Consider the following 22,590-nt stretch of genomic DNA (forward strand, 5'->3'; position numbering starts at 1 on the left):
CAGGCCGAGCGGAGGCTGATCCCGCGCTGTGACCGGGAGTTTCCCGGTGCGGCGGGGAGCGACGGCCGGCGTCCTCGCGGCCGGCGCCCCGAGCGGGGGGTCAGCGGTCGTCGCGGGTCGCGGCTCCGATCAGGCCGGTGAGGCTGTCGCGGAGCGCGGTGAGCTCCTCGAGGGGGACGTCGAGCCGCTCCACGATCTGCGGAGGAACCTGCAGGGCCTGCTCGCGGAGGGCCGCTCCGGAGGGGGTCAGCGCGACGTCGAGGCGGCGCTCGTCGTCGCTGCTCCGGGCGCGCGTGACGTGGCCGCTCGCCTCCAGGCGCTTCACGAGCGGGCTGAGCGTGGCCGGCTCGAGGCGGAGCGCGGAGCCGAGGTCGGCGAGCGAGCGGGGGCTCCGCTCCCAGAGCGCGAGCATCACGAGGTACTGCGGGTGCGTGAGCCCGAGCGGCTCGAGCACGGGGCGGTACAGCCCGATGACGGTGCGCGCCGCGACGGCGAGGGAGAAGCAGACCTGGTTCTGGAGGGCGAGCGGGTCGGTTTCCACGGCGTCATCCTCTCATCGTGCCCTGATGGTTAGTACACTAAGGATATGACGCGCAAGAAGACCGGCTCCCTCTACCAGCGCTTCAACGCGCGGCTGTTCCCCTGGATCGGCCCGCCGCCGCTCGGCCCGTACGACCAGCCCGAGCAGGAGGCGCCGGCGGGGCAGGCGTGCCCGCTCTGCGGCCGGCCGATGTCCGAGCACGTCATCGACCGCTCCGGTCCGCGCACCCAGCTGTACTGCCCGAGCGACCCCTCCTGAGTCGCACGCCCCCGTTCGGGGGTCGGGGGCTTCGGGCGGCGGGGGCGGATGATGAGCGCATGTCCCGTCTGAGCCCCACCGCCGCCCGCGTCGTCCAATACAGCCGTTTCGGCGACGCGGACGTCCTCGAGATCGCCGAGGTCGAGCGGCCGAAGCCCGGGGCGGGCGAGGTGCTGGTCGAGGTGCTCTCCGCCGGGGTGAACCACATGGAGGCGTTCATCCGGCAGGGCCAGTTCGACTCCGACCACTCCGCGGCCTTCCCGATGCGCCAGGGCACCGACTTCTCGGGCGTCGTCGTCGCCCTCGGTGAGGGCGTCACCGACATCAAGCTCCGCAGCGACGTGGTCGGCCACGCGCTCGTCGGCTCCCACGCGACCCACGTCGTGGTGCCGCGCCGCAACCTCGTCGCCAAGCCCGCCTCCGTGAGCTGGGAGGTCGGCGGCGCGCTGTTCCTCGCCGGAGTGACCGCGTGGCGCGCGCTGGAGGCCACGCATGTGGGACCCGACGACACCGTCCTCGTCTCCGCGGCGGCCGGAGGAGTCGGCAGTCTCGAGATCCAGCTGGCGAAGCTCCGCGGCGCGACGGTGATCGGCACCTGCGGCGAGCGCAACTTCGACTACCTCCGCCAGATCGGCGTGAAGCCGGTGGTCTACGGCGACGGGATCGCCGACCGCATCCGGGCCGCGGCGCCCGGCGGGGTCACGGTGTTCCTCGACAACTTCGGCGGGGAGAACGACGCCCTCGCCGACGAGCTCGGCATCGCGGCGGGCCGCTTCCACTCCAGCGACGACCGAAAGGAGATCGAGCTGCGCGCCGTCTGGCCCGACGCCGAGACCGCCCAGCGCGACACTGAGATCCTCGGCGAGCTGGTCGGCCTCGTCGGCGAGCAGAAGCTGCGGGTGCTCGTCTCGGGCTTCTACCCCTTCGACCAGGTGCAGGACGCCTTCGACGACCTCGAGAAGCGGCACTCGCGCGGCAAGATCGTCCTCGGCATGAACCCGGTGGACCCGGCGAAGGTCACCAAGGCGCGCGACATCCACGAGGCCGGCCGCTAGCCGCACCCTCCCGGCGGCTGTCCGGGCTGCTCTCCGGGCGGCCACAATGGGGCCGTGGCGCGCGGACGCCCGGGAGGAGTGACGCGATGGAGGAGCCCGTCGTCGCGATCGTCTGGATCGTCTCGTTCGTGGTGGTGACCGTCCTGGTCACCGGGCTGTCGGGGCGGGTGAACTGGTCCGCTCCCGTGGCGCTCGTCGCCGTCGGAGCCCTCGCCTCCTTCGTCCCCGGGATCCCGGAGGTGGTGGTCGAGCCGGACGTGGTGCTGTTCGGGATCCTGCCGCCGCTGCTCTACGCGGCGGCGATCCGCACCTCCGTCCTCGACGTCCGCGCTCGTGGCGACAGCATCCTCCTGCTGTCGGTCGGGCTCGTCGTCTTCACGGTCGCGGTGGTCGGCGCGGTGGCCTGGATGGTCGTCCCGGCGATCACGGTCGCCGCGGCCCTCGCGTTCGGCGCGATCGTGGCGCCCACGGACGCGGTGGCGGTCACGGCGATCGCGGGGCGGCTCCGCCTGCCGCGGCGCATGCTCACGGTGCTCGAGGGCGAGAGCCTCCTCAACGACGCGACCGCGCTGGTGGCGCTGAACGCCTCCCTCCTGGCGATCGTCAGCACGGTGACTCCCGGGCGCATCGCGCTCGACTTCGTGCTGGCCGTGGCGGTGGGCGGCGGGGTCGGGATCGGCATCGCCGTGCTGCTCGGGTTCGTGCGCAAGCAGGTGCAGTCGTCCGTCCTGGACACGAGCCTCTCGCTGGTGACGCCCTACGTCGCGTTCATCCCGGCGCAGCTGCTGCACGGCTCCGGGGTGCTGGCGGTCGTGGTCGCGGGGCTCTACCTGGGCTACCGGGCGCCGGTCATCCAGTCGGCGCAGGCGCGGATCGCGGAGTCGCTCAACTGGCGGACGATCCAGTTCCTGCTCGAGAACGCGGTGTTCCTCTTCATCGGGCTGAGCCTCTCGTCGGTGGTGGGGGCGACGGCCGACTCGGGCATCGGGGTCTGGCAGACGGTCGGCATCGGCGCGGCTGTGCTCGCGGCGCTGGTCGGGAGCCGCGTGGCCTGGATGTGCATGACGACGCTGCTGTTCCGGCACGGTCCGCGCCGGCTGCAGCAGCGCGGGTGGACCTGGCCGACCGCGATCGGGGTGTCGTTCGCGGGCATCCGTGGCGTGGTCACCCTCGCCGCCGCGTTCCTCCTGCCCGCGGAGACGCCGCAGCGCGCGTTCCTGCAGTTCCTCGCCTTCATCGTGGTGGCGGGGACGCTCGTCGAGGGGCTCGCGCTCCCGCGGCTCGTCCGCGCCCTGAAGCTGCCGGCCCCGAACGAGATGCAGGAGCACGTCGAGAAGCAGATGCTGCTCGCCGAGGCGCAGGCCGCCGGGCTCGCCCGGCTCGACGCGGAGCCGCAGGACGGAGTGGAGGACCGCGTGCTCGACCGGCTGCGGCGGAACGCGACGTTCCTCGCCGACGCCCTGGAGAACCCGCCGGAGGGCGAGGGCGTGGAGCCGCTCCCGCAGGCCTACAACCGGCTCCGGCGCGTGATGATCGCGGCCGAGCGGGAGGCGGTGCTCCGCGCGCGCTCCGAGGGGCGGTACCAGGAGCCGGCGGTGGTGAGCGCTCTGGCGTTCCTCGACGTGGAGGAGGAGGCGCTGGCGGTCGGGCGGCAGTAGCGCCGGGAGGGCGGGGACCCCGGGCGGGATCCCCGCCCTCTCGGCGGTACGGTGTCCGGGCTCAGTCCAGGGTGGAGCGGACCGAGGCGCGGGCCTCGTCGAGCGCGGCGCGCAGGGCGTCGACGCTCGCGGTCGTCACGGATCCCGAGGAGGCGGCGGTGCGCAGCTCCGCGCGCAGCTCGTCGCGGAACTCGGTGAGCAGCACCTCGGCGTCGCGCAGGGCGATCCGCGAGGCGGTGCGCGCGTCGGGCGAGGCCGGCGCGGCCTGCTCCGGCGCGGGCTGCTCGGAGGGGGTGCCGGACGTGTCCTGCGGGCGCGGCTCCTCGGCGGAGTGCTCCGGTCGGCGTCCGGGCTCCCGCGAGTCGCGGGCGGCGCTGGCCAGGTCGGCGCGGAGGCTCTTCATCGCCTCCGCGACGCCGAGGCGGACCTCGTCGGCGAGCCGGCGGACGGAGTCGGTGAGCTCCTCCTCGATGTCGCCCAGGTCGGTCGCGCGGTTCGCGAGCTCGGCGCGGCCGGCGTCGGTGATGGAGTAGACGGTCTTGCGGCCGTCGGCCTCCTTGGTGACGAGTCCCTCCTCCTCGAGCTTCGCGAGGCGCGGGTAGACCGTGCCGGCGCTGGGCGCGTAGGTGCCGCCGAAGCGCTCGCTGAGCGCCTGGATCAGCTCGTAGCCGTGGCGCGGCGACTCGGCGAGGAGGTTGAGCAGGTAGAGGCGCAGGCGGCCGTGCGCGAAGACGGGGCTCACAGCGAGCTCCCGTCCATCGGGCGGCGGTCGTCGGCGGGGCCGGTGCCGGGAGAGCCCCAGCCCTCGCCCACCGAGGCGGAGGACGCGGCGACGGACCGGCGGACGACGACCACGTCTCCCGAGACGGAGTTGGCGGCGACGTCGACCCACTTCGAGTCGAGCGAGCCCGTGGTCGAGGTGAAGCCCCGGCCGAAGGTGCCCTTGACGACGGAGCCGTCGAGCTGGAGCGTGCCCGAGACGGTGTTGATGCGGTAGCGGGCGCCGAGGCCCTCGTCGACGCGGATCGTGAGGTCGCCGCTGACGGTGTTGGCCTGGATCCGGTCGGGGGTGCCCTCGGCGTCGACGAACACGCTGCCCGAGACGCCGTCGACGGTGAAGCGGGTGAGCTCGCCGGTCGCGGTGACGTCGCCGGAGACGGTGCGCGCGGTGACGCGGCCGGTGTGGCTGCGGACCGAGAGCTCGCCGTGGACGGTGTTCACCTCGATGTCGCCGTGCAGGCCGTCGACGACGATGTCGCCGCCGACCGTCGAGACGCGGGCGTCGCTGTGGAGGCCCGAGACCAGGCCGTCGGCCGAGACGGTGTCGAACTTGAGGTCGACGCCGCGGGGGACGAGGAGGCTGATGTCGGCGCGGTCGCCGCGGCGGCCGAGGCCCTTCACGACGTCGACGATGGTGTCCCAGCGGAGCTGGACGTGGTCGATCTCGAGGCGGTCGCCGTCCATCGAGACCTTGAGCGGGCGGCCGTCGACGCTGTGGACCTCCACGCGAGCGGTCGGCTCGTCGTGGGCGATGACGTCGATCTGGCCGCCGACGAGGGCGACCTTGACCGAGCGGACGACGTCGAGGTCGATGACCTTCGTCTCGCCCGCCTGTACGAGCCATTTCTCGAGGGACATGAGCTCCTCCTCCTGCACCGGGGTGCCTTTCTGAAACGCGATACATCGCGAGTGGACGAGAGTCACGATATATCTCGATTGTTGCGGTGGGCAACGGGGCTCGGCCGGTTCCCAGCGTCGAGCGGCAGGGACCGGGGCGGGGCCGTGGCGCGGCGAGGCCGGGGGCCGGAGCCGGCGCCGCCGTCGAGGGGGTGAGGGCGCGGCGGGCGCCGTGGTAGACCGGGCGCATGGACCCGATAGCGGCACTCGAGGAGATCGCGGCACTGCTCGAGCGGGAGCGGGCCTCCCGCTACCGGGCGAAGGCGTTCCGCCGGGCGGCCGCGGTGCTGGAGGGGATGGCGTCCGCCGAGCGCGACGACCTCGCCCTCGTGCGGCGGGCCTCCGGGATCGGCGACACGACCTTCACGGTGATCGAGCAGGCGCGGTCGGGCCGGGTGCCCGACTACCTCGCGGAGCTGCGCGGCTCGGCTCCTCCGCCCGCGAGCGCGCTGCGGGGACGGCTGCGCGGCGACCTCCACAGTCACAGCGAGTGGTCCGACGGGGCGATGCCCGTCCTCGCGATGTCGGACGCGGCCCGCGCGCTCGGCCACGAGTACCTGGCGCTCACCGATCACTCGCCGCGGCTCCGGGTCGCCCACGGTCTCAGCGCGGAGCGGCTGGAGGAGCAGCTGGCCCATCTCGCGGGCCTCGACACCGGGCCCCTGCGGCTGCTCAGCGGGATCGAGGTGGACGTCCTCGAGGACGGCGCGCTCGACCAGACGGACGAGCTGCTGGACCGCCTCGACGTGGTCGTCGCGAGCGCCCACTCGAAGCTGCGGCTGCCCTCCCGTGAGATGACGGCCCGGCTGGTCGCGGCGGCCTCGGATCCGCGGACCGACGTCCTCGGCCACGTCACGGGGCGGCTGGTGTCGGGCGAGCGCGGCACCCGCCCGCCGTCGACCTTCGACGCCCGGGCCGTGTTCCGCGCGTGCGCCGACCACTCCACCGCGGTCGAGATCAACGCCCGCCCCGAGCGCGAGGACCCGCCGGACGAGCTGATCGCGCTCGCGCTCGAGGAGGGCTGCCTGTTCTCGATCGACAGCGACGCGCACGCTCCGGGCCAGCTGGGCCTGCTCGACTACGGGGCCGAGCGGGCGGAGCGGCTCGGCGTCCCGGAGGAGCGGATCGTGACCACCTGGCCGGTCGAGCGGCTCCTGGAGTGGACCCGCGGTTGAGGATCCTCGCGCGTTGCGCAAACGAACTGCGGCCATCACCCCCTTGACAGGAGGCCGTACCGCGGGAGGAGATCCGACGCAAGTGGCGAAATCCCAGCCGCCCACGCGGCATGCTCGGTACCGGTCCGCTCCTCCTGGGCCGCTCCAGCGGTCGGGAGTCGCGCTCCGTCGTACTCTCCGCTCCGACAGACCAGGTGAACCATGGCCACGCAGACCGCTCTCGACGCCGTGCGCGCCGCTCCCACTCTGCTCGAGGCCGTCCGGATGGCGGACGAGCTGACGGTCGCCGCGGTGAGCGACGGTGGTGGCCGCGCGGTGCGCCTGCTCACCCGCGCAGCCCTGGACCCCTCGGACCAGCTCACTGCGATCGCGGCCGTGCACTCGCTCGCGCAGGTCTTCGACGAGGAGGCCGACCTCGCGCTGCTGATGCTGCTCGAGGACGAGCGCCCGTACCTCCGCGAGCACGCCGCCTGGGCCTTCGGCGGGCGCCTGCCCCGCCCCGCCGCGCTCGGACCGCTGCTGCGCCTGGTCCGCGACGGCGGCTTCTCGGGCATGCTCGCGCAGCGCACCGTCCTGCTCTGGGCCTCCTCGACCCCCGACCTCGTCGCCGTCGCGCTCGAGGGCGCGCTGCTCGGCGAGCGCGAAGCGGCGGCCCGGGCGCGGCTCGTCGAGACCCTGGGCCTCGTGCCCGGTGCGATCGCCGAGCGCACCCTCCTGCACGTGGCCGCCGATCGCGCGGAGGGGCTGGAGGCGCGGGCCGCCGCGACGGACGCGCTCGGCGAGCGCGGCTCCGACGACGCCGAGCTCCTGCTCACCGGCCTGGCCGAGGAGGCGGCGCCCATCGGGCCCCTCGCCCGGCTCGCCCTCGGCGACCTCGCCCCCGCACAGGCCGTGGAGGCAGGGCCGACGGTCGCGCAGCTCTTCGTCCACGCCGACATCGACGGCACCCTGACGCGGGTGGGCGCCGGCGACAACGGCGGCATCGCGACCCTGCTGGTGCGCCTGGGCGACTCGCTCGTCGAGCAGGAGGGCATCGACCGGGTGCTCACGCTCTCGCGCGGGACTCCGGCCGAGGCCGAGCGCGCGCTCGGCGAGCTGCCCGACTCCGGCCACGGCTTCGCTCCGGTCCCGTTCGTGGGGCCGCCCGTGGCCATGCCTCAGGCGTGGAGCCGTCGCATCGCCGCCGAGCGCGGCATCCGCCGGATCCTGCGCGCGGCCGGCCGGGTCGACGTGCTGCACCTGCGCATGGCGGACGTCGGATCCCTCGCGGCGGCCGCGGTCGCCCGGGAGCTCGAGATCCCCGTCGTGTTCACCCTCGCTCCGGACCCGCACGCCCTGATCGCGGGCCTGGACGCCTCCGGCGCCCTCACCCGCGCGGACTTCGGTGAGCGCGACGCCGCCGAGCACTTCTGGTTCCGCGTGCGCCTGGTGCAGCGCCTGGCCGCCGACGCCGCGCACACCGTCCTGTTCCCGCGGGAGGAGCTGGCGGCGACCATCCGCGAGCTGATCGGCGTCGACATCACCGCGCACCCGGAGCGGCACACGATCGTCCCGGAGGGGATCGACGTCGGCCTGGTCGAGCGCGGCGAGGCGGCCGCACGGGCCTCCGCCGCCGGTGAGCCGGTCGCGCTGGACGAGGGCGGGGACCTGGCCTCGCTCGACCTCCTGCTGGAGGAGCTGCCCGAGCACCGCCGCGGCCTCCCGCTGCTGCTCAGCGTGGGCCGCCTGCACCGGGTGAAGGGGATGGCGGCGCTCGCCGAGGCCTGGGCGTCCGACCCCTCGCTCCGGGAGCGCGCCAACCTGCTCCTGGTCGGCGGCGACCTCGCCGACCCGAGCCCCGACGAGCGCGAGCAGCTCGACCGCGTCCGCGCCGTCGCGTCCGACGGGCTGCTCCTGGCCGGCCACCGCCCGAACGGGACCGTGGCCCGCTGGCTCGGCGCGATCCGGCACGGCCGTCCGGGGCTCTCTGCTCCGGGAGGCGCCTACGTCTGCGCGAGCGTCAAGGAGGAGTTCGGCATCGCCCTCCTCGAGGCGCTCTCCGCAGGACTGGTCGTCGTCGCTCCGGCGACAGGCGGGCCCGCGACCTACGTCGAGGAGGGGGAGACCGGCTTCCTGGTCGACACCGCCGACCCCGCGGCGCTCGCCGCCGGCGCCGCTGCCGCACTGGATCTCGCAGGAGGGCCTCTCGGCGAGCACGCCGCGGCCCGCGGGCGTGCGATGGTCGCCGAGCGCTACACGGTGCAGGCCATGGCTCATGCCCTCTCGGGCGTCTACGCGCACGCGACCGCGGACCAGGAGCGTCCCCTCCGCTCGCCGCTCGTGCTGGGGGCCTCGTGACCCTGCTGATCATCAGCCCCGACTACGCGTCGCACCTGCTGCCGCTGGCGACCCTCGGCACGGCGTGGCAGGAGGCGGGCGAGCGCGTCGTCGTGGCCACCGGCGACGCGACGCGCTCCATCGTCGACGGCTTCGGATTCGAGCACATCGCGCTCCGGCTGGGGCGCGGCTCCAACCCGGGCACGATCCGCGCGGAGGAGCAGGCGCCCGACGAGGGCGCGTCCCTCCGCGGCTTCTTCGACGCCACCCGGCGCGGGATGGTCCCGACCCTCGCCTACCAGGCGCGGGAGCGGCTCACCGACCTGCTCTGGGATCCGTCCGGCGTCGCCGCGCGCCTGCGCGTGATCCTCGACGAGGTGCAGCCCGACGCGATCGTGGTCGACCACCTCGCCTTCACCGCGCGCGTGGCGCTGAAGGCCCTGCGCGTGCCCTACGGCGACGTCGTTCTCGGCCACCCCAGCGCGCTCACGGTGCCCGGCGAGGTCTACGGCTTCCCTCCGGTCTGGCCGGACGCCTTCGCCCCGGAGCCGGACGACCTCGATGCGCTCCGCGCCCTCTGCGAGCGTGTGCGCGACTCCTTCACCGCGGAGTGGAACGCCGCCCTCACCACCCTCGACCCCGGGGCGGCGCGCAGCGCCGACGCCTTCGCCGAGAGCGGCGACGTCCTGCTGCTCAACTACCCGGGCGAGCTCCACGACTCGGCCCGCACCGCTCAGCTGCCGCCGCACGCGTTCCTCGGCTCCGCCGTCCGCGAGGAGCCCGACGACGCGGAGGTCGAGGAGTGGCTCGCCGCGTCCGAGGATCCGGTCGTCTACGTGAGCTTCGGCAGTTTCCTCTCGGTGCGCGGCGACGTGCTCGCCCGGGTCGTCGAGGCCCTGGCCGGCGTCGAGGTCGGGGGCAGGCCCGTCCGGGTGGCTCTCGCCTCCGGCGCGACCGAGCGCTCGGCCCTGGGCGAGGTCCCCGAGGGCTGGCTGGTCCGCGGCTTCCTGCCGCAGGTCTCGCTCCTGCGCCGGGCCGCGCTGGCGGTCAGCCACGGCGGCAACAACAGCGTCACGGAGGCGATGACCGCGGGCGTGCCGCTCGTCGTCCTGCCGTTCTCGACGGACCAGTTCGCGGGGGCGGCCGCACTCGAGGACGCCGGGTTCGCCGCCGTGCTCGACCCCAACGCCGCCTCCGCGGGAGAGCTCGCGGAGGCGGCGCGGCGGATGCTCGCACTCGACGCTCCCGCCCGGGAACGGCTGACGGCGCTCGCCGAGGCCCTCGCCCGCGAGACGGGACCGCAGCGGGCCCTCTCCGCCCTGAGCGGAGCGACCGTCCAGCGCTAGCCTGGGCCGATGGTCGAGCCGACACCCCGGGACGCGCCCCTGCGCGCCGAGCGGGACGCCGCGCGGGCGGACCCGATGCTGAGTGCTCTCGGACCGTTCGGGCGCTTCGAGGGGATCGTCCCTCCGCTGTTCGAGGCGGCCGTGCGGATCCTGCACCCCTCCGACGACCCGCCTCGGCGCTGGCGCGAGGTCGCCGAGCGGGAGGGGACGCTCCTGCATCCGCTCGCGCAGTGGTACTCGCTCACCGGCGAGCATCCCGACGAGTACGCGGAGCCCCGCCTCGGAGTGCTCCCGCTCGACGAGCTCGCGGCCGTCGCCGCCGTGCTCGCGGAGCACACGAGCACCCCCGACGACTGCCTCGCCGTGTTCTGGGAGGGGTTCGGCGTGCTGAGCGGCGGGTCGCGGATCCTGATCTCCCGCGCGGACGCCTCGGACGAGCTGCCCGAGTGGATGAGCGACACCCGGCCGACCGGATGGGAGCACCCCGAGACCGCCGCCGCGGCGACGGTCGAGCTGCCGGGGCGGGAGGGGCCTCTGCTCTCGCTCGACGTCAGGGTGCTCGAGGACACCGCGTGGGCGCGCGCGGCGGGCTTCGCCGACGCCTCCGGGCTCGTCGTGCAGACTCCACTCGCGCTCTGGCCGGAGGACCGGGCCTGGTACCTCGCGAGCGAGGTCGACTTCGACTCGACGCTGATCGGCGGCTCGCGCGCCCTCGTCGACGACCTGCTGCGGCTCTCCGCCGCGGGGCGGATCGAGGCGCTCCTCCTGCCGGAGCAGGTGGACCTCACGAGCACCGGTGACCGGCTCGACCCGAGGCGGCGGTGACGGGGTGAGCGACGAGGACGACGAGCGCTGGCTCGTGGTGAAGGGCCGCCGGTGGCGGCGCACCGACCCCTCGCTGCCGGAGGACGTGGTCGCCGTCCTCACCTCGCACCTCGGGCGCGGGCGCTCGGGAGTGCGCTCCGCCAGGCTGCACGAGGACGCGGAGGCGGAGGCGCTGGCGCGCAGGAGGGTCGGGCTCGCCAAGCACGGGCTGGGCGAGCGCGGACCGGCATGGTGGGACGAGCCCGAGGCCGATCGGCTCGAGCGCGCCCGCGAGGCGCTGCGGGCGCTCGAGGAGCTCGACGCTCCGGAGGACTGACTCGGCTTCTGCATCCCCCGAGCGTGCTCGTCGGGCGAGGCGGGCGGGGAATGCCCGAGCGGATCCGGGGAGAGCGCGCGGAACCGCGGCCTGTGGAGGAGGACCGCCCCCGCCGAGCCCGCCCGCTCGAGCCCGCCGGCCCCTAGCGGAACCTCACCACGAAGCCGTCCTCCGGCCCGGTCGGGAAGCTCTGCAGGCTGACGCGCAGATCCTGCCCGTCCTCGACGTCGTACGGGTGCCCCGCGGCCAGGAACTCCAGCGCCGCGGACAGCAGGTCGACGATCGCCGGCTCGCCCGGGCACCGGTGGTCGCCTCCGTAGTGCCCGCCGGCCTGGGCGATGAAGCCGTTGCGGTCGACCGGCGACCGGAACCGCTCCGGATCGAAGCGGCCCGGCGCCTCCCAGTGCGAGCCGTGGTCCGTCGCGTAGAGGTCGAGCAGCATCCACTGCCCCGCGGGAAGCGTCTCGCCGCGGAAGTCCAGCTCCCGGCGGGCCCTTCCTCCGACCATCGGGAAGAACGGGTAGAAGCGCCGCACCTCGTTCGCGAACGCGACGCGCTCCTCCTGGTCGGCGAGCCGCTCCCGCCACTCCGGATGCCGGTGCAGCGCGAGCGCCGCCAGGACCACGAAGCGCCCCACCGCGACCGTGGGCCGCAGCACGTTGATCAGCTCCACCGCGGCGACCTCGACGGGCAGGAGGCCGCCGTCCTCCTTCTCGTGCGCGATCCGGTGCAGGGGAGTCGGGGAGGGTCCGGCCGTCCGGCTCGCCTCGATCAGGCCGCGCGCCCACCGCTCGGTCGAGCGGCGGCGGAGTCGCGCGGCCCAGTTGGGCGGGCCGAAGCGCCCGGCGTTGTCGATCATCGCCCGGAGCTCGTCCGTGCGCCGCAGTACCTCCTCCTCGTCGGCCTCGATGCCGGCCCAGGACAGGACCGCGCGGCCCAGGACCTCCGCGGCGACGTCCTGGAGGCGGACCCGCTCGCCGGTCAGCCGGGCGGCGGCCGCCTGCCACTCCCGCGCGAAGGCCGAGACCAGCCTCGACCGCTGCTCGGGCGTCTCCACCAGATCCAGGAACATCCGCTTCCGCCGCCGGTGCGGCTCGTCCTCGAGGGTCTGCAGGCTGCCCTCGTCCTGCAGGAGGTGCAGCACGGAGCCGGGCAGCGCGCCCTCGCGGTCGAAGCGCCCGCCCTCGTAGAAGAAGCGCGCCGCCTCGATGCCGCGCGCCATGATCACGGGCCGTCCGAGGATCCGGGTGCGGAACGCGTCCGCGCCCACGTCGTCGAAGCGCCGCGTCCCGAAGAGGTAGCCGTCGGCGAGGACGGCCGCGCTGCTGTCGACCGCGGGGAGGACGGGGATCGAGGCGGCGATCAGCCGGCCGATCCCTCGGTGTCGTCGCCCTCGGCCTGCGAGGGCTTGTCGACGCCCGCGTCGTCGACGTGGTCGTGGTTCTGCGGGTTCTCCTGCGGCTGCTCGGTCCGGTCGGTCATGGTGCTCCTCTCGCGTCGGCGCGGTGCGCGCCTCGCGGCCACGGTAGGAAGAGCGCGGCGGACCCGGGTACCCCGTTGACTCGCGGGGGAGGGGCGGGCAGACTCCGCCGCCCTCAGCGCCTCCGCAGGAGGACCGGCGCGGTCGCCCAGACCACGGCGAGCAGCAGCAGCACGCCTCCGCCCGCCCAGAGGCCCGCCGGCCCGCCCAGCACGACGTCGAACACGAAGCCCACGACTCCGACGAACAGCAGCGATCCCGCCGCGAGGCACACCGTGACCACCCGGTTGCCGAACCGCACCAGCTCGGCCTTCCTTCGCCGCTGGAACAGCAGCCGGTGGGCGATGACGGGCGCCAGCGCCAGGATCGTGACGCACGCGGCGAGCAGGACGAGCACGAGGTAGAGCGCCACGTCCGGCGGCGCGAGGTCGGCGAAGCGCTGCTGGAAGCACAGCGTCAGCAGGAAGCCGCCCAGGATCTGCGTGCCGGTCTGCACGACCCGCAGCTCCTGCAGGATCTCGTTCCAGTTGCGGTCGGATCGCTCCTCCACCGTCTCGTCGCGACCGGAGTCGGGGGCGGAGGGGTCGACGGGTCGGTCGCTCATGGGACGAGGGTAGAGCTCAGGCGAGCAGGGACTCCGCCAGCGAGATCGCCCCGCGCACCCCGGACTCGTCGCCGAGGGCCGGGCGCACGATGCGGATCCGCCCGCCGCCCGTCCCCGTCGCTCCGGGCGCGCCCATCAGCCGCTCGACCTCGGCCTCGACCGCGGGGACGAGCCCCGGCGTCTTCGACACGCCTCCGCCGACGACCGCGAGCCGCACGCCCGCGACGTAGGCGAGCGTCGTGACGAGCTGCGCGAGGTAGTAGGAGCTGAAGCGGAGGTTGGCGGCCGCCTCCTCGGGGCCGAGGCGGGAGCCGTCGACGCCCCAGCGCGCCGAGATCGCGGGACCGGCGACCAGGCCCTCGAGGCAGTCGCCGTGGAACGGGCAGGTGCCGGCGAAGCCGTCCTCGGGGTGGCGGCGGGGCAGCAGGTGCGCGACCTCGGGCCAGCCGCTGCCGGCGAGGAGCCGTCCACCCGCGATCACGCCGCCGCCGACTCCGGTGCCGACGGTCAGGTAGACGAAGTCGTCGACTCCGGTTCCGGCGCCCCAGCGGGCCTCGCCCAGGGCGGCTCCGTTGACGTCGGTGACCAGCGCGAGCCGCGCGCCCGGTGCGGCCGCGCCGATCGGGCCGAGGACGTCGGTGCCCTCCCAGCCGAGCTTCGGCGTGGAGGTGAGGTGTCCGTAGGTCGGCGAGCCGGGATCGATGTCGAGCGGGCCGAAGGAGGCGACGCCGACCGCGGCGACGGTGCCGTCGACTCCGTGGCCGCTGACGAAACCGGCCAGATCGGCGAGCGTCTCCGCGGGCCCGCGGGTCGGCAGGGTCGTCGTCGCGAGGATCCGCTCGGGATCAGCGGCGTCGGCGACCGCCGCGACGACCTTCGTGCCCCCGGTCTCGATGCCGACGAGGAGGGGACGGTCGGCGGTGGCGCTCATGGATCTCCAGGGCTCGTGCGGTGCGTCTCGGGTCTCAGCAGGCGGACAGCGAGCGCACCTGCGCCGACAGGGTCAGGGGGCTGCCGAGGAGCAGCACCTGATCGAGGTCGTGGCCCTGCATCTTCACACGGGTGCTGCGCGGCAGGCAGGTCGGCTCGCTGAGGTAGAGCGGGGCGCCCTGCTTCGCGGCGACCGGGCCGACGGCCAGCGCGTCGGCGAAGCCGGTGGCGGTCGCGAGGTAGACGGTGTCGCCCAGCTCGGACGGCGGGAAGACGTCGTTGAGGTGTCGGCTGGTGTCGTGGCGGTCCGTCCCGGCGATGCGCGACACGGTGTCGGCGATCTTCGCGGCGCGGAGGTCGGCCTCCACGGCGGTCGAGATCGACGGCGCACCGCCGAGCAGCTGCACGGAGGAGGGGTCGAGTCCGGCGAGGGTGTCACGGGTCGGCTGGTCGAGGCGCGAGCGGGCGCCGTCGACGAGGAGGACGGGCTCGGCGCGGCGGCCGGCGATCGGCGCGACCGAGAGGGCGTCCGGGAAGTTGGTGCCGGTCGCGACGAAGACGTTCTCGTAGCTGCCGTCGGGGAAGGCGTCCTCGACGATCCGGCGCGAGGTGTCGTAGCGGTCGACGCCCTCGATGCGCTCGGTCGGGATCCCGAGGGCCTTCACCTGCTGGAGTACCGACTCGCTCACGGAGAGGGCGCTGCCGACCACGACGATCCGCTGCGGGGCGAGGCGGCGCAGCTCGGCCGCCACCACGGCGGGCAGGACGCTCGGGTCGGTGAGCAGGAGGGCGCCGCCCTGCTTCGCGGCGGCGGGGCCGGCGCTCAGCGCGTCCGGCCAGTTCGCTCCGCTGGCGAGGTAGACGACGGGGGCGCCGTCGGCGAATCCGGAGGCGGTCACCGCGACGGCGGTCGCGTACCGGTCGGTCCCGGCGAGGCGGGCGACGTCGGAGGAGTAGGCCGACGGGAAGAAGTCGATGCCGCTGCGGCCGCCCGGCGGCACGGAGACGACCGCGCGCTCGTCGAGGCGGGCCAGGCGCGAGAAGTACTGGTCGTCGTAGGCGGGGTACCCCGGCTCCACGAGGCGCAGGAGGTAGTCGCCGGCGGGCAGGGCGAGGTCGCCCGTGTCCCACGCGCGGGCGGCGCCGGGGGCTCCGGTGACGGGGACGGTGTCGAGGAGCGAGGACGTCCCTCCGTCGACCCACCAGGCCTGCACGTCGAAGGAGGGGGAGGAGACGCCCGGGACCGCGTCGGCGGTGACCGATCCGGACAGCTCGGCGGTGCGCAGGAGGGAGATGGCGACGGACTCGTCGGTCCCCCGGGTCGTCCTCGCGGCCTCGGCGACCGGGGTGTCGCCGAACCAGGTCGGGTACCAGTCGTCGCTGCCGATCAGGTTCGCGCGGACGGTGAGGGGCTCGCCGCCGGGAACGGGGAGGGAGAAGTCGGCGCCCGTGTTCGCCTGGGCGACCACGTCCCCTTCGGCGTCCTCGACCTGGACGTAGAAGTACGGGTTCTCGGGGGCGGGGTGCTCCTCATCGGCGTCGCGGAGCGCGATGGTGCCCGAGAGGACGACCTCGGCGGCCGCCTCCTGCGCGGCGCTCGCGCCCGGGAGATCGGGGGCGGCGACGGCCGGACCGGCGGCGAGGCCGGCCAGCAGGAGAGCGGAGACGCCGATCGCGGCGAGGGGGCGTGCGGGCACGGCGGGCCTTTCGGCAGGATCCGCGGGAGGCCGCGGCGGACACGGTGTCTGAATGCTAGCCGCCGCCCGCCTCCGGGCGAGGGCGGGTGTCGGCGGGATGGGCCCCCGTCCGGGGGACGATGGTGGTGGATTCCCGGGGCCGCCGGAGGAGTCCGCGCGAGCAGGCTCGCCCCGGCGACCCGGGTCGGATCCCCTACTTGACGACCGCTGCGGTGGCGGCGGAGGTGCGCGTCGCCGTCGTGTAGTCGGCCTTCTTGCCGGTGACGGTCACCGTGATCTTCTTCCCCACCGTGGCGCTGGTCGGCTTGTAGGTGGCGGAGGTCGCCCCGGAGATCGCGGTGCCGTTCGCCTTCCACTGGTAGGTGAGGGCCACCGGCGAGGGACCCCAGGTGCCCGGCTTGGCGGTCAGGGTGGAGCCGACCTTCGCGGTGCCGGTGATCGTCGGGGTCGCGGCGGAGAGGGTGCCCGCCACCACGGCGCTCGTCTTCGCGGAGGTCTTCGTCACGGCGGTGAATCCGGACTTCGACCCCGTGACCGTCACGGTGATCGTCTTCCCGAGAGTGGCGCCGGTCGGCGTGTACGTCGCGGACGTCGCCCCGCTCAGAGCGGTGCCGTTCGCCTTCCACTGGTAGGCGAGGGCGACGGGGGAGGGGCCCCAGGTGCCGGGCTTCGCGGTGAGGGTCGAGCCGACCTTCGCCGTGCCGCTGATGGTCGGCGTCGCAGCGGTGATCGCGCCGCCGGTCACGGCAGCGGTCCCGGAGGAGACCCGCGTGGTCGAGACGTAGCCCGACTTCGAGCCCGTGACGGCGACGGTGATCACCCTGCCCGCGTCGGCTGCGACCGGGCGGTACGTGGTGCCGGTCGCCCCGCTGATCGCGGTGCCGTTCGCGAGCCACTGGTAAGCGAGGGCGACAGGGGAGGGCCCCCAGGTGCCGGCGCTCGCCGTGAGCGTCGAGCCGACCGCGGCGGTGCCGGTGATCGTCGGGGTGGCGGCGGTGAGAGCGGTGCCGCCGATGACGACGCTTCTCGTCACGCCGTCGCTCTCTCCGGCGGAGTTCAGAGCGCTCACCCGCAGCGTGTAGGCGGAACCGACGGTCAGATTGGAGAACGTCTGCGAGAGCTTCGACGCCGACACCACAGTGGTCCAGGGGCCGGATCCACTGTTGTCGATGCCGTCGCGGGACACGCGATACCCGGTGATCGAGGTCCCGCCGGTGTCGGTCGGAATCTTCCAGTTCAGGGTCGCGCTGCGGGTAGAGCTGTCGGGGATCGCCACGACGGAGCTCGGCTCGGAAGGTGCGCGGTGCGGCTCGACGACGATCGTGGTCGTCGCGGACTCGCCCTGACCGATCTTGTTGAAAGCGGTGACCGAGAAGGTGTACTCGGTATTCGCCTTCAGATTCGTGAAGGTCTGGCTGTAGGGCTGAGCGGAATCGCTCCGCACGGTGCTCACAATGGTCGACCAGGGTCCGCTGCCGCTCGCGTCAGTGCCGGACCGGCCGACGCGATAGCCGAGAATCGGCGAGTTGCCGTCCCCGACGGGCGGCTGCCACGTCACGACGACCCGCCGATCGGAACCTGCAATCGCTCGCAGTTCTGTGACCGGCATCGGGGTGGAAGTGCTCCACGATGCGGTTGCGCATGCTGGTTCGCCGGAGGAGTACTCCGGCGTCTCGTCGCCCATGTATGCGAAAGTCTCCGCAACGATGCAGAAGTTGTACTTCTGCCCCGGCTTCATCTGAGTTGTGGCCTCCATCGTTTGCGAGTCGACGAGGTCCCCGTCGTAGTCCGGATAGCCCTCAGCGGAGGAGTACCAGTGATAGCGATCGAAAGAGCAGAGCATCCCGTCCTTCGTCGGCGGAGCCCATCGCCACGTGACGGTTCCGGTGCCCGACACTTCTCCTGTGACCTGAGCCGGAGCCGGCGCAGTCCACCAATGGTCGAGTGCCGTGGTCGCGGTCGTGCTCTGGGTGCTGGAAGGCACGAGCAGGACTCCATCGGAGCCTCCCTCGAAAGGAACGCTGAAATCGGTGACGCTCGCCACTTCGATGTAGTAAGGGTCCTGGTCGGAGCGGAGATCCACCGTGATCGACGTGGCCCCTGAAGCGGAGTAGAGCCGGACGGAATCGTTCCATCCGCCGCCGTCCCACCAGTCGCCCTTCTTCATGTAGATGTGCACGCGATAGCCGGCGACCTTCTGCGCGGGTGCCGTCCACGAGATGGTGACGGCGTCCGTGCAGCTGTTGTCAGAAGCGACGACGTTCGTCGGCGCGGCCGGCGATCCTGCGGCCTGGGCCGGGGTCGCGACGAAGAGGGAGAGGAGCAGGGCGAGGAAAAGGGAGGCGCTGAGGGTCTTCGTTCGCATGGAGGAGGGCATCCGGATTCGTCGGAGCGAGAAGGCCGACGACTGTCGGGCCGGAGGGATCGTCCCATGCCGCTTATCGCTGCCCTAAGTCCCCCATTCAGGGCGAATTCGGCGGATTCCACAGATGTCATCAGCGCGATGACAAGAGAGAGGGATAAGGCCTTCTCGCCGAGAGGCGCAACGTCGTCCCTCCGAAAGCCGCCTCAAGGCGAGAGTCGCGGCGGCATCACAGCGCCCTGCGGAAGACCGGCGGCGTTTTCCCGCGCCGCCCCCACTGTTCACGCGCGTTCCGTGCGCCCCACGGCGAGAACCGCACGATCGGCGCGTGCAAGACTGGGCGCGAGCGTGCTCCATCCCGTTGCGTCATGCGCGGGGCACGGAGCCACTGGACCCGGTCCGCTCATCCGCATCCTTTCGCAGGAGGACTCGAATGACCGATACCGCCGTGCTCGCCGAGGCACCCGCCCGAACCCCCGTCGCGAAGACGATCCTGATGTGCCGTCCCGAGCACTTCACCGTCGTCTACCGCATCAATCCGTGGATGGACCCGCAGGTCCCCACCGACACCTCCCTCGCCGTCCGGCAGTGGCAGACCCTCTACGACACCTACGCCGATCTGGGCTTCACCATCGAGCTGATCGAGCCCGAGGCCGGACTGCCGGACATGGTCTACGCGGCCAACGGCGGATTCGTGATCGACGGCATCGCCTACGGCGCCTCCTTCACCTACCCCGAGCGCCAGCCCGAGGGCCCGGCGTACATGGACTGGTTCCGCTCGGCCGGCTTCGACGTCCGCGTCCCCGAGGAGGTCAACGAGGGCGAGGGCGACTTCCTCCTCGTCGGTGAGCGGATCCTCGCCGGCACGGGCTTCCGCTCCGCCTCCGACTCGCACGCCGAGGTCGCCCGCGTCTTCGGCCGCGAGGTCGTCACGCTCGAGCTCGTGAACCCGTCGTTCTACCACCTCGACACCGCGATCGCCGTGCTCGACGACACGAACATCGCCTACCTACCGAGCGCGTTCAGCGAGGAGGGCAACCGCACCCTCCGCGAGCTCTACCCCGACGCGATCCTCGTCTCGGAGGAGGACGCGTCCGTGCTCGGGCTCAACTCCTTCTCCGACGGCCTCAACGTCGTCATCGCCTCCCGCGCGACGGGCTTCGAGCGTCAGCTGCGCGAGCGCGGCTACAACCCGATCGGCGTCGACCTGTCCGAGCTGCTGCTCGGCGGCGGCGGCGTGAAGTGCTGCACGCTCGAGCTGCGCCGCTGACCCACTCCCCGTGGTCGGCGACCAGCAGCGCCGACTCACCCTCCACTGTCCAGGATCCGTCGCACTCGACGCCGAGTGCGACGACTCCTGGAGAGTCGATCGTCCCCTCAGGAGGAACGACATGAGCATCACCGACACCGACACCGCCCGCTCCGCCGCCCTCATCGCCGCGGAGGAGGAGCACGCCGCCCACAACTACCACCCGCTGCCCGTCGTCGCGGCCACCGGCGACGGCGCCTGGATCACCGACGTCGAGGGCGTCCGCTACCTCGACTGCCTCGCCGCCTACTCCGCCGTGAACTTCGGCCACTCGCACCCGGTGCTGCTGGAGGCGGCCCGCGAGCAGCTCGGCCGCGTCACCCTGACCAGCCGCGCGTTCCACAACGACCGCCTCGGCCCGTTCGTCACGGCGCTCGCCGCGCTCGCCGGCAAGGACATGGTCCTGCCGATGAACACGGGCGCGGAGGCGGTCGAGTCGGGCATCAAGGTCGCCCGCGCCTGGGGCTACCGGGTCAAGGGCGTCGCTCCGGGCCGGGCGAACATCATCGTCGCGGCGGGCAACTTCCACGGCCGCACGACCACGATCATCTCGTTCAGCGACGACGCGGAGGCGCGCGACGGCTTCGCTCCGTTCACGCCCGGATTCCGCACGGTCCCGTTCGGCGACGCGGAAGCCCTCGAGGCCGCGATCGACGACGACACCGTGGCGGTGCTGATCGAGCCGATCCAGGGCGAGGCGGGCATCGTCGTGCCGCCGGCCGACTACCTCCCGGCCATCCGCGAGATCACCGCGCGCCGCAACGTCCTCTTCATCGCGGATGAGATCCAGTCCGGCCTCGGCCGCACCGGCGCCACCTTCGCCTGCGACCTGGTCGGAGTCGTCCCCGACGTCTACCTGCTCGGCAAGGCGCTCGGCGGCGGCATCGTCCCCGTCTCGGCCGTGGTCGCGGACGCCGACGTGCTCGGCGTCCTGCAGCCGGGCCAGCACGGCTCCACCTTCGGCGGCAACCCGCTCGCCGCGGCCGTCGGCCTCGCAGTCGTCGAGATGCTCGCGACCGGCGAGTACCAGGCCCTCGCCCGCGAGCGCGGCGCGCAGTTGCACGCCCGCCTCGAGGCGCTGATCGGCCGCGGAGTGGTCGCCGTCCGCGGCGCCGGACTCTGGGCCGGCATCGACATCGACCCGGGGCTCGCCTCGGGCCGCGCCGTCTGCGAGGCCCTGATGGCCCGCGGAGTGCTGGCCAAGGACACGCACGGCTCGACGATCCGCCTGGCGCCGCCGCTCGTGGTCACCGCTGCCGAGATCGACTTCGCCGTCGACGAGCTGGAGGCCGTGCTCGAGTCGCTGCGCTGAGGCGCACCGTCCTCCCTCCGCGAGGTGCCGCTCCGGTCCGCGACACGCCGTGTCCGGCGTGCCCGAACGGCATCCCGCGGGAGGGGGAGGGACGTGTTGAGACGGGACGTCTCGATGTCGCGGCAGGCCGTCGCCGCTCTGCGATACTCGCGCGATGAGCACACCTCTCCCGCCGGAGAACACCCCGCCCTCGTCCCCCGACCAACCCGCCGCAGGCCCCGCCTACGGCACGGCGACCCTCCCTCCGCGCCCCCGCGCGACCGGCCCGGCCGGCCTCGCCATCGCCGCACTCGTCGTCGGCATCGTCGCGTTCCTCGTCGGCCTCGTGCCGGTCTTCGGAGCACTCGTCGGGATCGCCGCCGTCGTCCTGGGCATCCTCGCCCTCCGCCGCGGTCAGTCGAAGGCGATGTCGATCACCGGCGTCGTCCTCGGCGGTCTGGCCGTCCTCGCCTCGCTCCTGACGACGATCGGCTTCGGAGCCGCCGTGAACTCCGCCTCGAGCGACCGCCCGGCGGCCGTGATCGTCGAGTCGTCCGAGCCCACGACCGCTCCCGTCGTGCCGGCCACGGAGGAGGCGGAGGTCGTCGAGACGGCGGAGCCCGCACCCGTCGAGACGGCGGAGCCCGCACCCGTCGAGACGGTCGCCCCTGCCCCGGCGCCTGTCGAGACGGCGGCTGCTGCGCAGGTCTCGCCCGAGTTCGCCTCGGCACTCATCAAGGCGCAGAGCTACTCCGAGATGCTCCACATGAGCAAGGCGGGCCTGTACGGCCAGCTCACCTCCGAGTACGGGGAGCAGTTCTCGCCCGAGGCCGCGCAGTACGCGGTGGACACCGTCTCCGCCGACTGGAACGCCAACGCGCTGGCGAAGGCCAAGGACTACCAGGCCCAGATGGCGATGGCGCCGGAGGCCATCCGCGACCAGCTGACCAGCGAGTACGGGGAGCAGTTCACGAGCGACGAGGCCGACTACGCCATCGCGCACCTGAACGACTAGTCCCACTCGGACCGTCGCGGCACTGCGCGGCCACTGAGCAGGTCTTCCCGGAGCGCGCCGCCGTCCGTCGCCCACGACCCGGGCGACGGAGGGCGGCGGACCACCGGAGCCGGTTCAGGCCAGGACGGCGAGGGTGACGGGGAGCGCCTCGCTCCACCTGCCGGTCAGCCGCTCCTCGCCCTCGAGGAACGGCGGCGCGAGGACCCGCGCGAGGACGAGAGTCAGACCGTCGGCCGAGGTCGTGGTGGTCCGTGCGTCGCTGCGGACGAGCACCGTCGACGGCGGCCCGGACGCTCCGGCGCCTGATCCGCTGCCCTGCACCGTCGCGGTCGGCGGGCGGACGATGCGCTGCCCGTCCTCCTCGAAATGCTGCTCGACCTCCCGGGCGCCGGTGCGGATCGCCGTGGCGAAGGCGGCGATCGCGACGGGGTCGCCGGCACCGTCGTAGACCCAGCGACGACCGAGGACGGTGTGCTCGACGGTCGCGAGGAGATGCGCGTCACCGCCGGCGAGAGGCGAGCCGCGGTAGGTCAGCGGCACCTGGAGCGGCGGCTGCCCGGTCGACTGGACGATCAGCGTCTCCACTCCCACCTCGCCATCGGGGTCGTCGAACCGGTAGGCGCCGAGCTGCGTGAATCCGCCGCCCTCGCACCAGGGCTGCGTCGGCGCCCATGCCTCCACGATCTCGAGCTTCCCGGGGGTGATCGTCGCACGGTGCAGAAGGGCCATGCACCG

At 73.6% G+C, this 22,590-nt stretch carries 20 protein-coding genes; 11 read left to right on the top strand and 9 right to left on the bottom strand.

Annotation, left to right across the window (positions count from 1 at the left end):
* Positions 1-100 precede the first annotated feature (100 nt).
* A complete protein-coding gene (locus C5B93_RS11815; protein ID WP_104292534.1) occupies positions 101-541 on the bottom strand; it encodes a MarR family winged helix-turn-helix transcriptional regulator in 441 nt (146 codons plus the stop codon).
* A 45-nt stretch (positions 542-586) separates the two neighbouring features.
* Here C5B93_RS11815 and C5B93_RS11820 point away from each other — a divergent pair, with 45 nt between their 5' ends.
* The 3 genes from C5B93_RS11820 (at position 587) to C5B93_RS11830 (ending at position 3,512) form a co-directional block, all read left to right on the top strand.
* A complete protein-coding gene (locus C5B93_RS11820) occupies positions 587-799 on the top strand; it encodes a hypothetical protein (protein WP_104223750.1) in 213 nt (70 codons plus the stop codon).
* A gap of 59 nt (positions 800-858) precedes the next feature.
* Complete coding sequence (locus C5B93_RS11825) at positions 859-1,854, top strand: NADP-dependent oxidoreductase (protein ID WP_104238704.1); 996 nt, start codon at positions 859-861, stop codon at positions 1,852-1,854.
* A gap of 86 nt (positions 1,855-1,940) precedes the next feature.
* Positions 1,941-3,512 carry a sodium:proton antiporter gene (locus tag C5B93_RS11830; protein WP_104292535.1) on the top strand — a complete coding sequence of 524 codons (1,572 nt, stop codon included), beginning with the start codon at positions 1,941-1,943 and terminating at the stop codon, positions 3,510-3,512.
* Between the two features lie 61 nt (positions 3,513-3,573).
* Here C5B93_RS11830 and C5B93_RS11835 read toward each other — a convergent pair whose 3' ends face one another.
* Both C5B93_RS11835 and C5B93_RS11840 read right to left on the bottom strand, forming a co-directional pair.
* On the bottom strand, positions 3,574-4,254 hold the full coding sequence (locus tag C5B93_RS11835) for a PadR family transcriptional regulator (protein ID WP_104239545.1): 681 nt from the start codon (positions 4,252-4,254) through the stop codon (positions 3,574-3,576).
* Positions 4,251-5,150: a hypothetical protein gene (locus C5B93_RS11840; RefSeq protein WP_244230533.1), complete on the bottom strand. Its 900-nt coding sequence runs from the start codon at positions 5,148-5,150 to the stop codon at positions 4,251-4,253. The genes C5B93_RS11835 and C5B93_RS11840 overlap by 4 nt, the downstream gene beginning before the upstream one ends.
* A 227-nt stretch (positions 5,151-5,377) precedes the next feature.
* On the opposite strand from C5B93_RS11840, the gene C5B93_RS11845 reads away from it, so the two are divergent.
* The 5 genes from C5B93_RS11845 (at position 5,378) to C5B93_RS11865 (ending at position 11,167) form a co-directional block, all read left to right on the top strand.
* Positions 5,378-6,364, top strand: coding sequence for a PHP domain-containing protein (locus C5B93_RS11845; RefSeq protein WP_104292536.1), 987 nt, complete (start codon positions 5,378-5,380; stop codon positions 6,362-6,364).
* 201 nt (positions 6,365-6,565) lie between these two features.
* The gene (locus C5B93_RS11850) at positions 6,566-8,701 is read left to right on the top strand and encodes a glycosyltransferase (RefSeq protein ID WP_104292537.1); all 2,136 of its coding nucleotides are present in this window, start codon (positions 6,566-6,568) and stop codon (positions 8,699-8,701) included.
* On the top strand, positions 8,698-10,026 hold the full coding sequence (locus tag C5B93_RS11855) for a glycosyltransferase (RefSeq protein WP_104292538.1): 1,329 nt from the start codon (positions 8,698-8,700) through the stop codon (positions 10,024-10,026). Before C5B93_RS11850 ends, C5B93_RS11855 begins: the two co-directional genes overlap by 4 nt.
* Before the next feature lie 9 nt (positions 10,027-10,035).
* Positions 10,036-10,851: a hypothetical protein gene (locus C5B93_RS11860; protein WP_104292539.1), complete on the top strand. Its 816-nt coding sequence runs from the start codon at positions 10,036-10,038 to the stop codon at positions 10,849-10,851.
* Between the two features lie 4 nt (positions 10,852-10,855).
* The gene (locus C5B93_RS11865; RefSeq protein ID WP_104292551.1) at positions 10,856-11,167 is read left to right on the top strand and encodes a biopolymer transporter Tol; all 312 of its coding nucleotides are present in this window, start codon (positions 10,856-10,858) and stop codon (positions 11,165-11,167) included.
* 142 nt (positions 11,168-11,309) lie between these two features.
* Here the strand turns inward: C5B93_RS11865 and C5B93_RS11870 are convergent, their stop codons facing one another.
* From C5B93_RS11870 to C5B93_RS11890, 5 genes are all read right to left on the bottom strand, one after another.
* Entirely contained in the window at positions 11,310-12,437 is a 1,128-nt protein-coding gene (locus C5B93_RS11870) for a cytochrome P450 (RefSeq protein WP_104292540.1), read from the bottom strand.
* Between the two features lie 325 nt (positions 12,438-12,762).
* A complete protein-coding gene (locus C5B93_RS11875) occupies positions 12,763-13,251 on the bottom strand; it encodes a DUF6328 family protein (RefSeq protein WP_104223741.1) in 489 nt (162 codons plus the stop codon).
* Between the two features lie 16 nt (positions 13,252-13,267).
* Complete coding sequence (locus tag C5B93_RS11880; RefSeq protein WP_104292541.1) at positions 13,268-14,182, bottom strand: ROK family protein; 915 nt, start codon at positions 14,180-14,182, stop codon at positions 13,268-13,270.
* 34 nt (positions 14,183-14,216) lie between these two features.
* The gene (locus C5B93_RS11885; protein WP_104292542.1) at positions 14,217-15,878 is read right to left on the bottom strand and encodes a cell wall-binding repeat-containing protein; all 1,662 of its coding nucleotides are present in this window, start codon (positions 15,876-15,878) and stop codon (positions 14,217-14,219) included.
* Between the two features lie 193 nt (positions 15,879-16,071).
* Positions 16,072-18,243 (bottom strand): fibronectin type III domain-containing protein, encoded by a 2,172-nt coding sequence (locus C5B93_RS11890; RefSeq protein WP_181068387.1) that lies wholly within the window; start codon positions 18,241-18,243, stop codon positions 16,072-16,074.
* Between the two features lie 430 nt (positions 18,244-18,673).
* On the opposite strand from C5B93_RS11890, the gene ddaH reads away from it, so the two are divergent.
* The 3 genes from ddaH (at position 18,674) to C5B93_RS11905 (ending at position 21,855) form a co-directional block, all read left to right on the top strand.
* A complete protein-coding gene (gene ddaH, locus C5B93_RS11895) occupies positions 18,674-19,510 on the top strand; it encodes a dimethylargininase (protein WP_104226838.1) in 837 nt (278 codons plus the stop codon).
* A gap of 121 nt (positions 19,511-19,631) precedes the next feature.
* Complete coding sequence (rocD, locus tag C5B93_RS11900) at positions 19,632-20,861, top strand: ornithine--oxo-acid transaminase (RefSeq protein ID WP_181068388.1); 1,230 nt, start codon at positions 19,632-19,634, stop codon at positions 20,859-20,861.
* 154 nt (positions 20,862-21,015) lie between these two features.
* Positions 21,016-21,855 (top strand): Ltp family lipoprotein, encoded by an 840-nt coding sequence (locus C5B93_RS11905; protein WP_104292544.1) that lies wholly within the window; start codon positions 21,016-21,018, stop codon positions 21,853-21,855.
* A gap of 114 nt (positions 21,856-21,969) precedes the next feature.
* Here the strand turns inward: C5B93_RS11905 and C5B93_RS11910 are convergent, their stop codons facing one another.
* The gene (locus tag C5B93_RS11910; RefSeq protein ID WP_104227321.1) at positions 21,970-22,584 is read right to left on the bottom strand and encodes a hypothetical protein; all 615 of its coding nucleotides are present in this window, start codon (positions 22,582-22,584) and stop codon (positions 21,970-21,972) included.
* Between the last annotated feature and the right edge of the window lie 6 nt (positions 22,585-22,590).

This window comes from Rathayibacter sp. AY1A2, from assembly GCF_002930935.1.
GTDB lineage: Bacteria > Actinomycetota > Actinomycetes > Actinomycetales > Microbacteriaceae > Rathayibacter.

Bases quoted from the DNA above. Each gene is read 5' to 3' on its own strand.
- C5B93_RS11820 (WP_104223750.1), top strand. From the start codon at position 587: ATGACGCGCAAGAAGACCGGCTCCCTCTACCAGCGCTTCAACGCGCGG.
- C5B93_RS11825 (WP_104238704.1), top strand. From the start codon at position 859: ATGTCCCGTCTGAGCCCCACCGCCGCCCGCGTCGTCCAATACAGCCGT.
- C5B93_RS11830 (WP_104292535.1), top strand. From the start codon at position 1,941: ATGGAGGAGCCCGTCGTCGCGATCGTCTGGATCGTCTCGTTCGTGGTG.
- C5B93_RS11840 (WP_244230533.1), bottom strand. From the start codon at position 5,150: ATGTCCCTCGAGAAATGGCTCGTACAGGCGGGCGAGACGAAGGTCATC.
- C5B93_RS11845 (WP_104292536.1), top strand. From the start codon at position 5,378: ATGGACCCGATAGCGGCACTCGAGGAGATCGCGGCACTGCTCGAGCGG.
- C5B93_RS11850 (WP_104292537.1), top strand. From the start codon at position 6,566: ATGGCCACGCAGACCGCTCTCGACGCCGTGCGCGCCGCTCCCACTCTG.
- C5B93_RS11860 (WP_104292539.1), top strand. From the start codon at position 10,036: ATGGTCGAGCCGACACCCCGGGACGCGCCCCTGCGCGCCGAGCGGGAC.
- C5B93_RS11875 (WP_104223741.1), bottom strand. From the start codon at position 13,251: ATGAGCGACCGACCCGTCGACCCCTCCGCCCCCGACTCCGGTCGCGAC.
- C5B93_RS11880 (WP_104292541.1), bottom strand. From the start codon at position 14,182: ATGAGCGCCACCGCCGACCGTCCCCTCCTCGTCGGCATCGAGACCGGG.
- C5B93_RS11890 (WP_181068387.1), bottom strand. From the start codon at position 18,243: ATGCGAACGAAGACCCTCAGCGCCTCCCTTTTCCTCGCCCTGCTCCTC.
- ddaH (WP_104226838.1), top strand. From the start codon at position 18,674: ATGACCGATACCGCCGTGCTCGCCGAGGCACCCGCCCGAACCCCCGTC.
- rocD (WP_181068388.1), top strand. From the start codon at position 19,632: ATGAGCATCACCGACACCGACACCGCCCGCTCCGCCGCCCTCATCGCC.
- C5B93_RS11905 (WP_104292544.1), top strand. From the start codon at position 21,016: ATGAGCACACCTCTCCCGCCGGAGAACACCCCGCCCTCGTCCCCCGAC.
- C5B93_RS11910 (WP_104227321.1), bottom strand. From the start codon at position 22,584: ATGGCCCTTCTGCACCGTGCGACGATCACCCCCGGGAAGCTCGAGATC.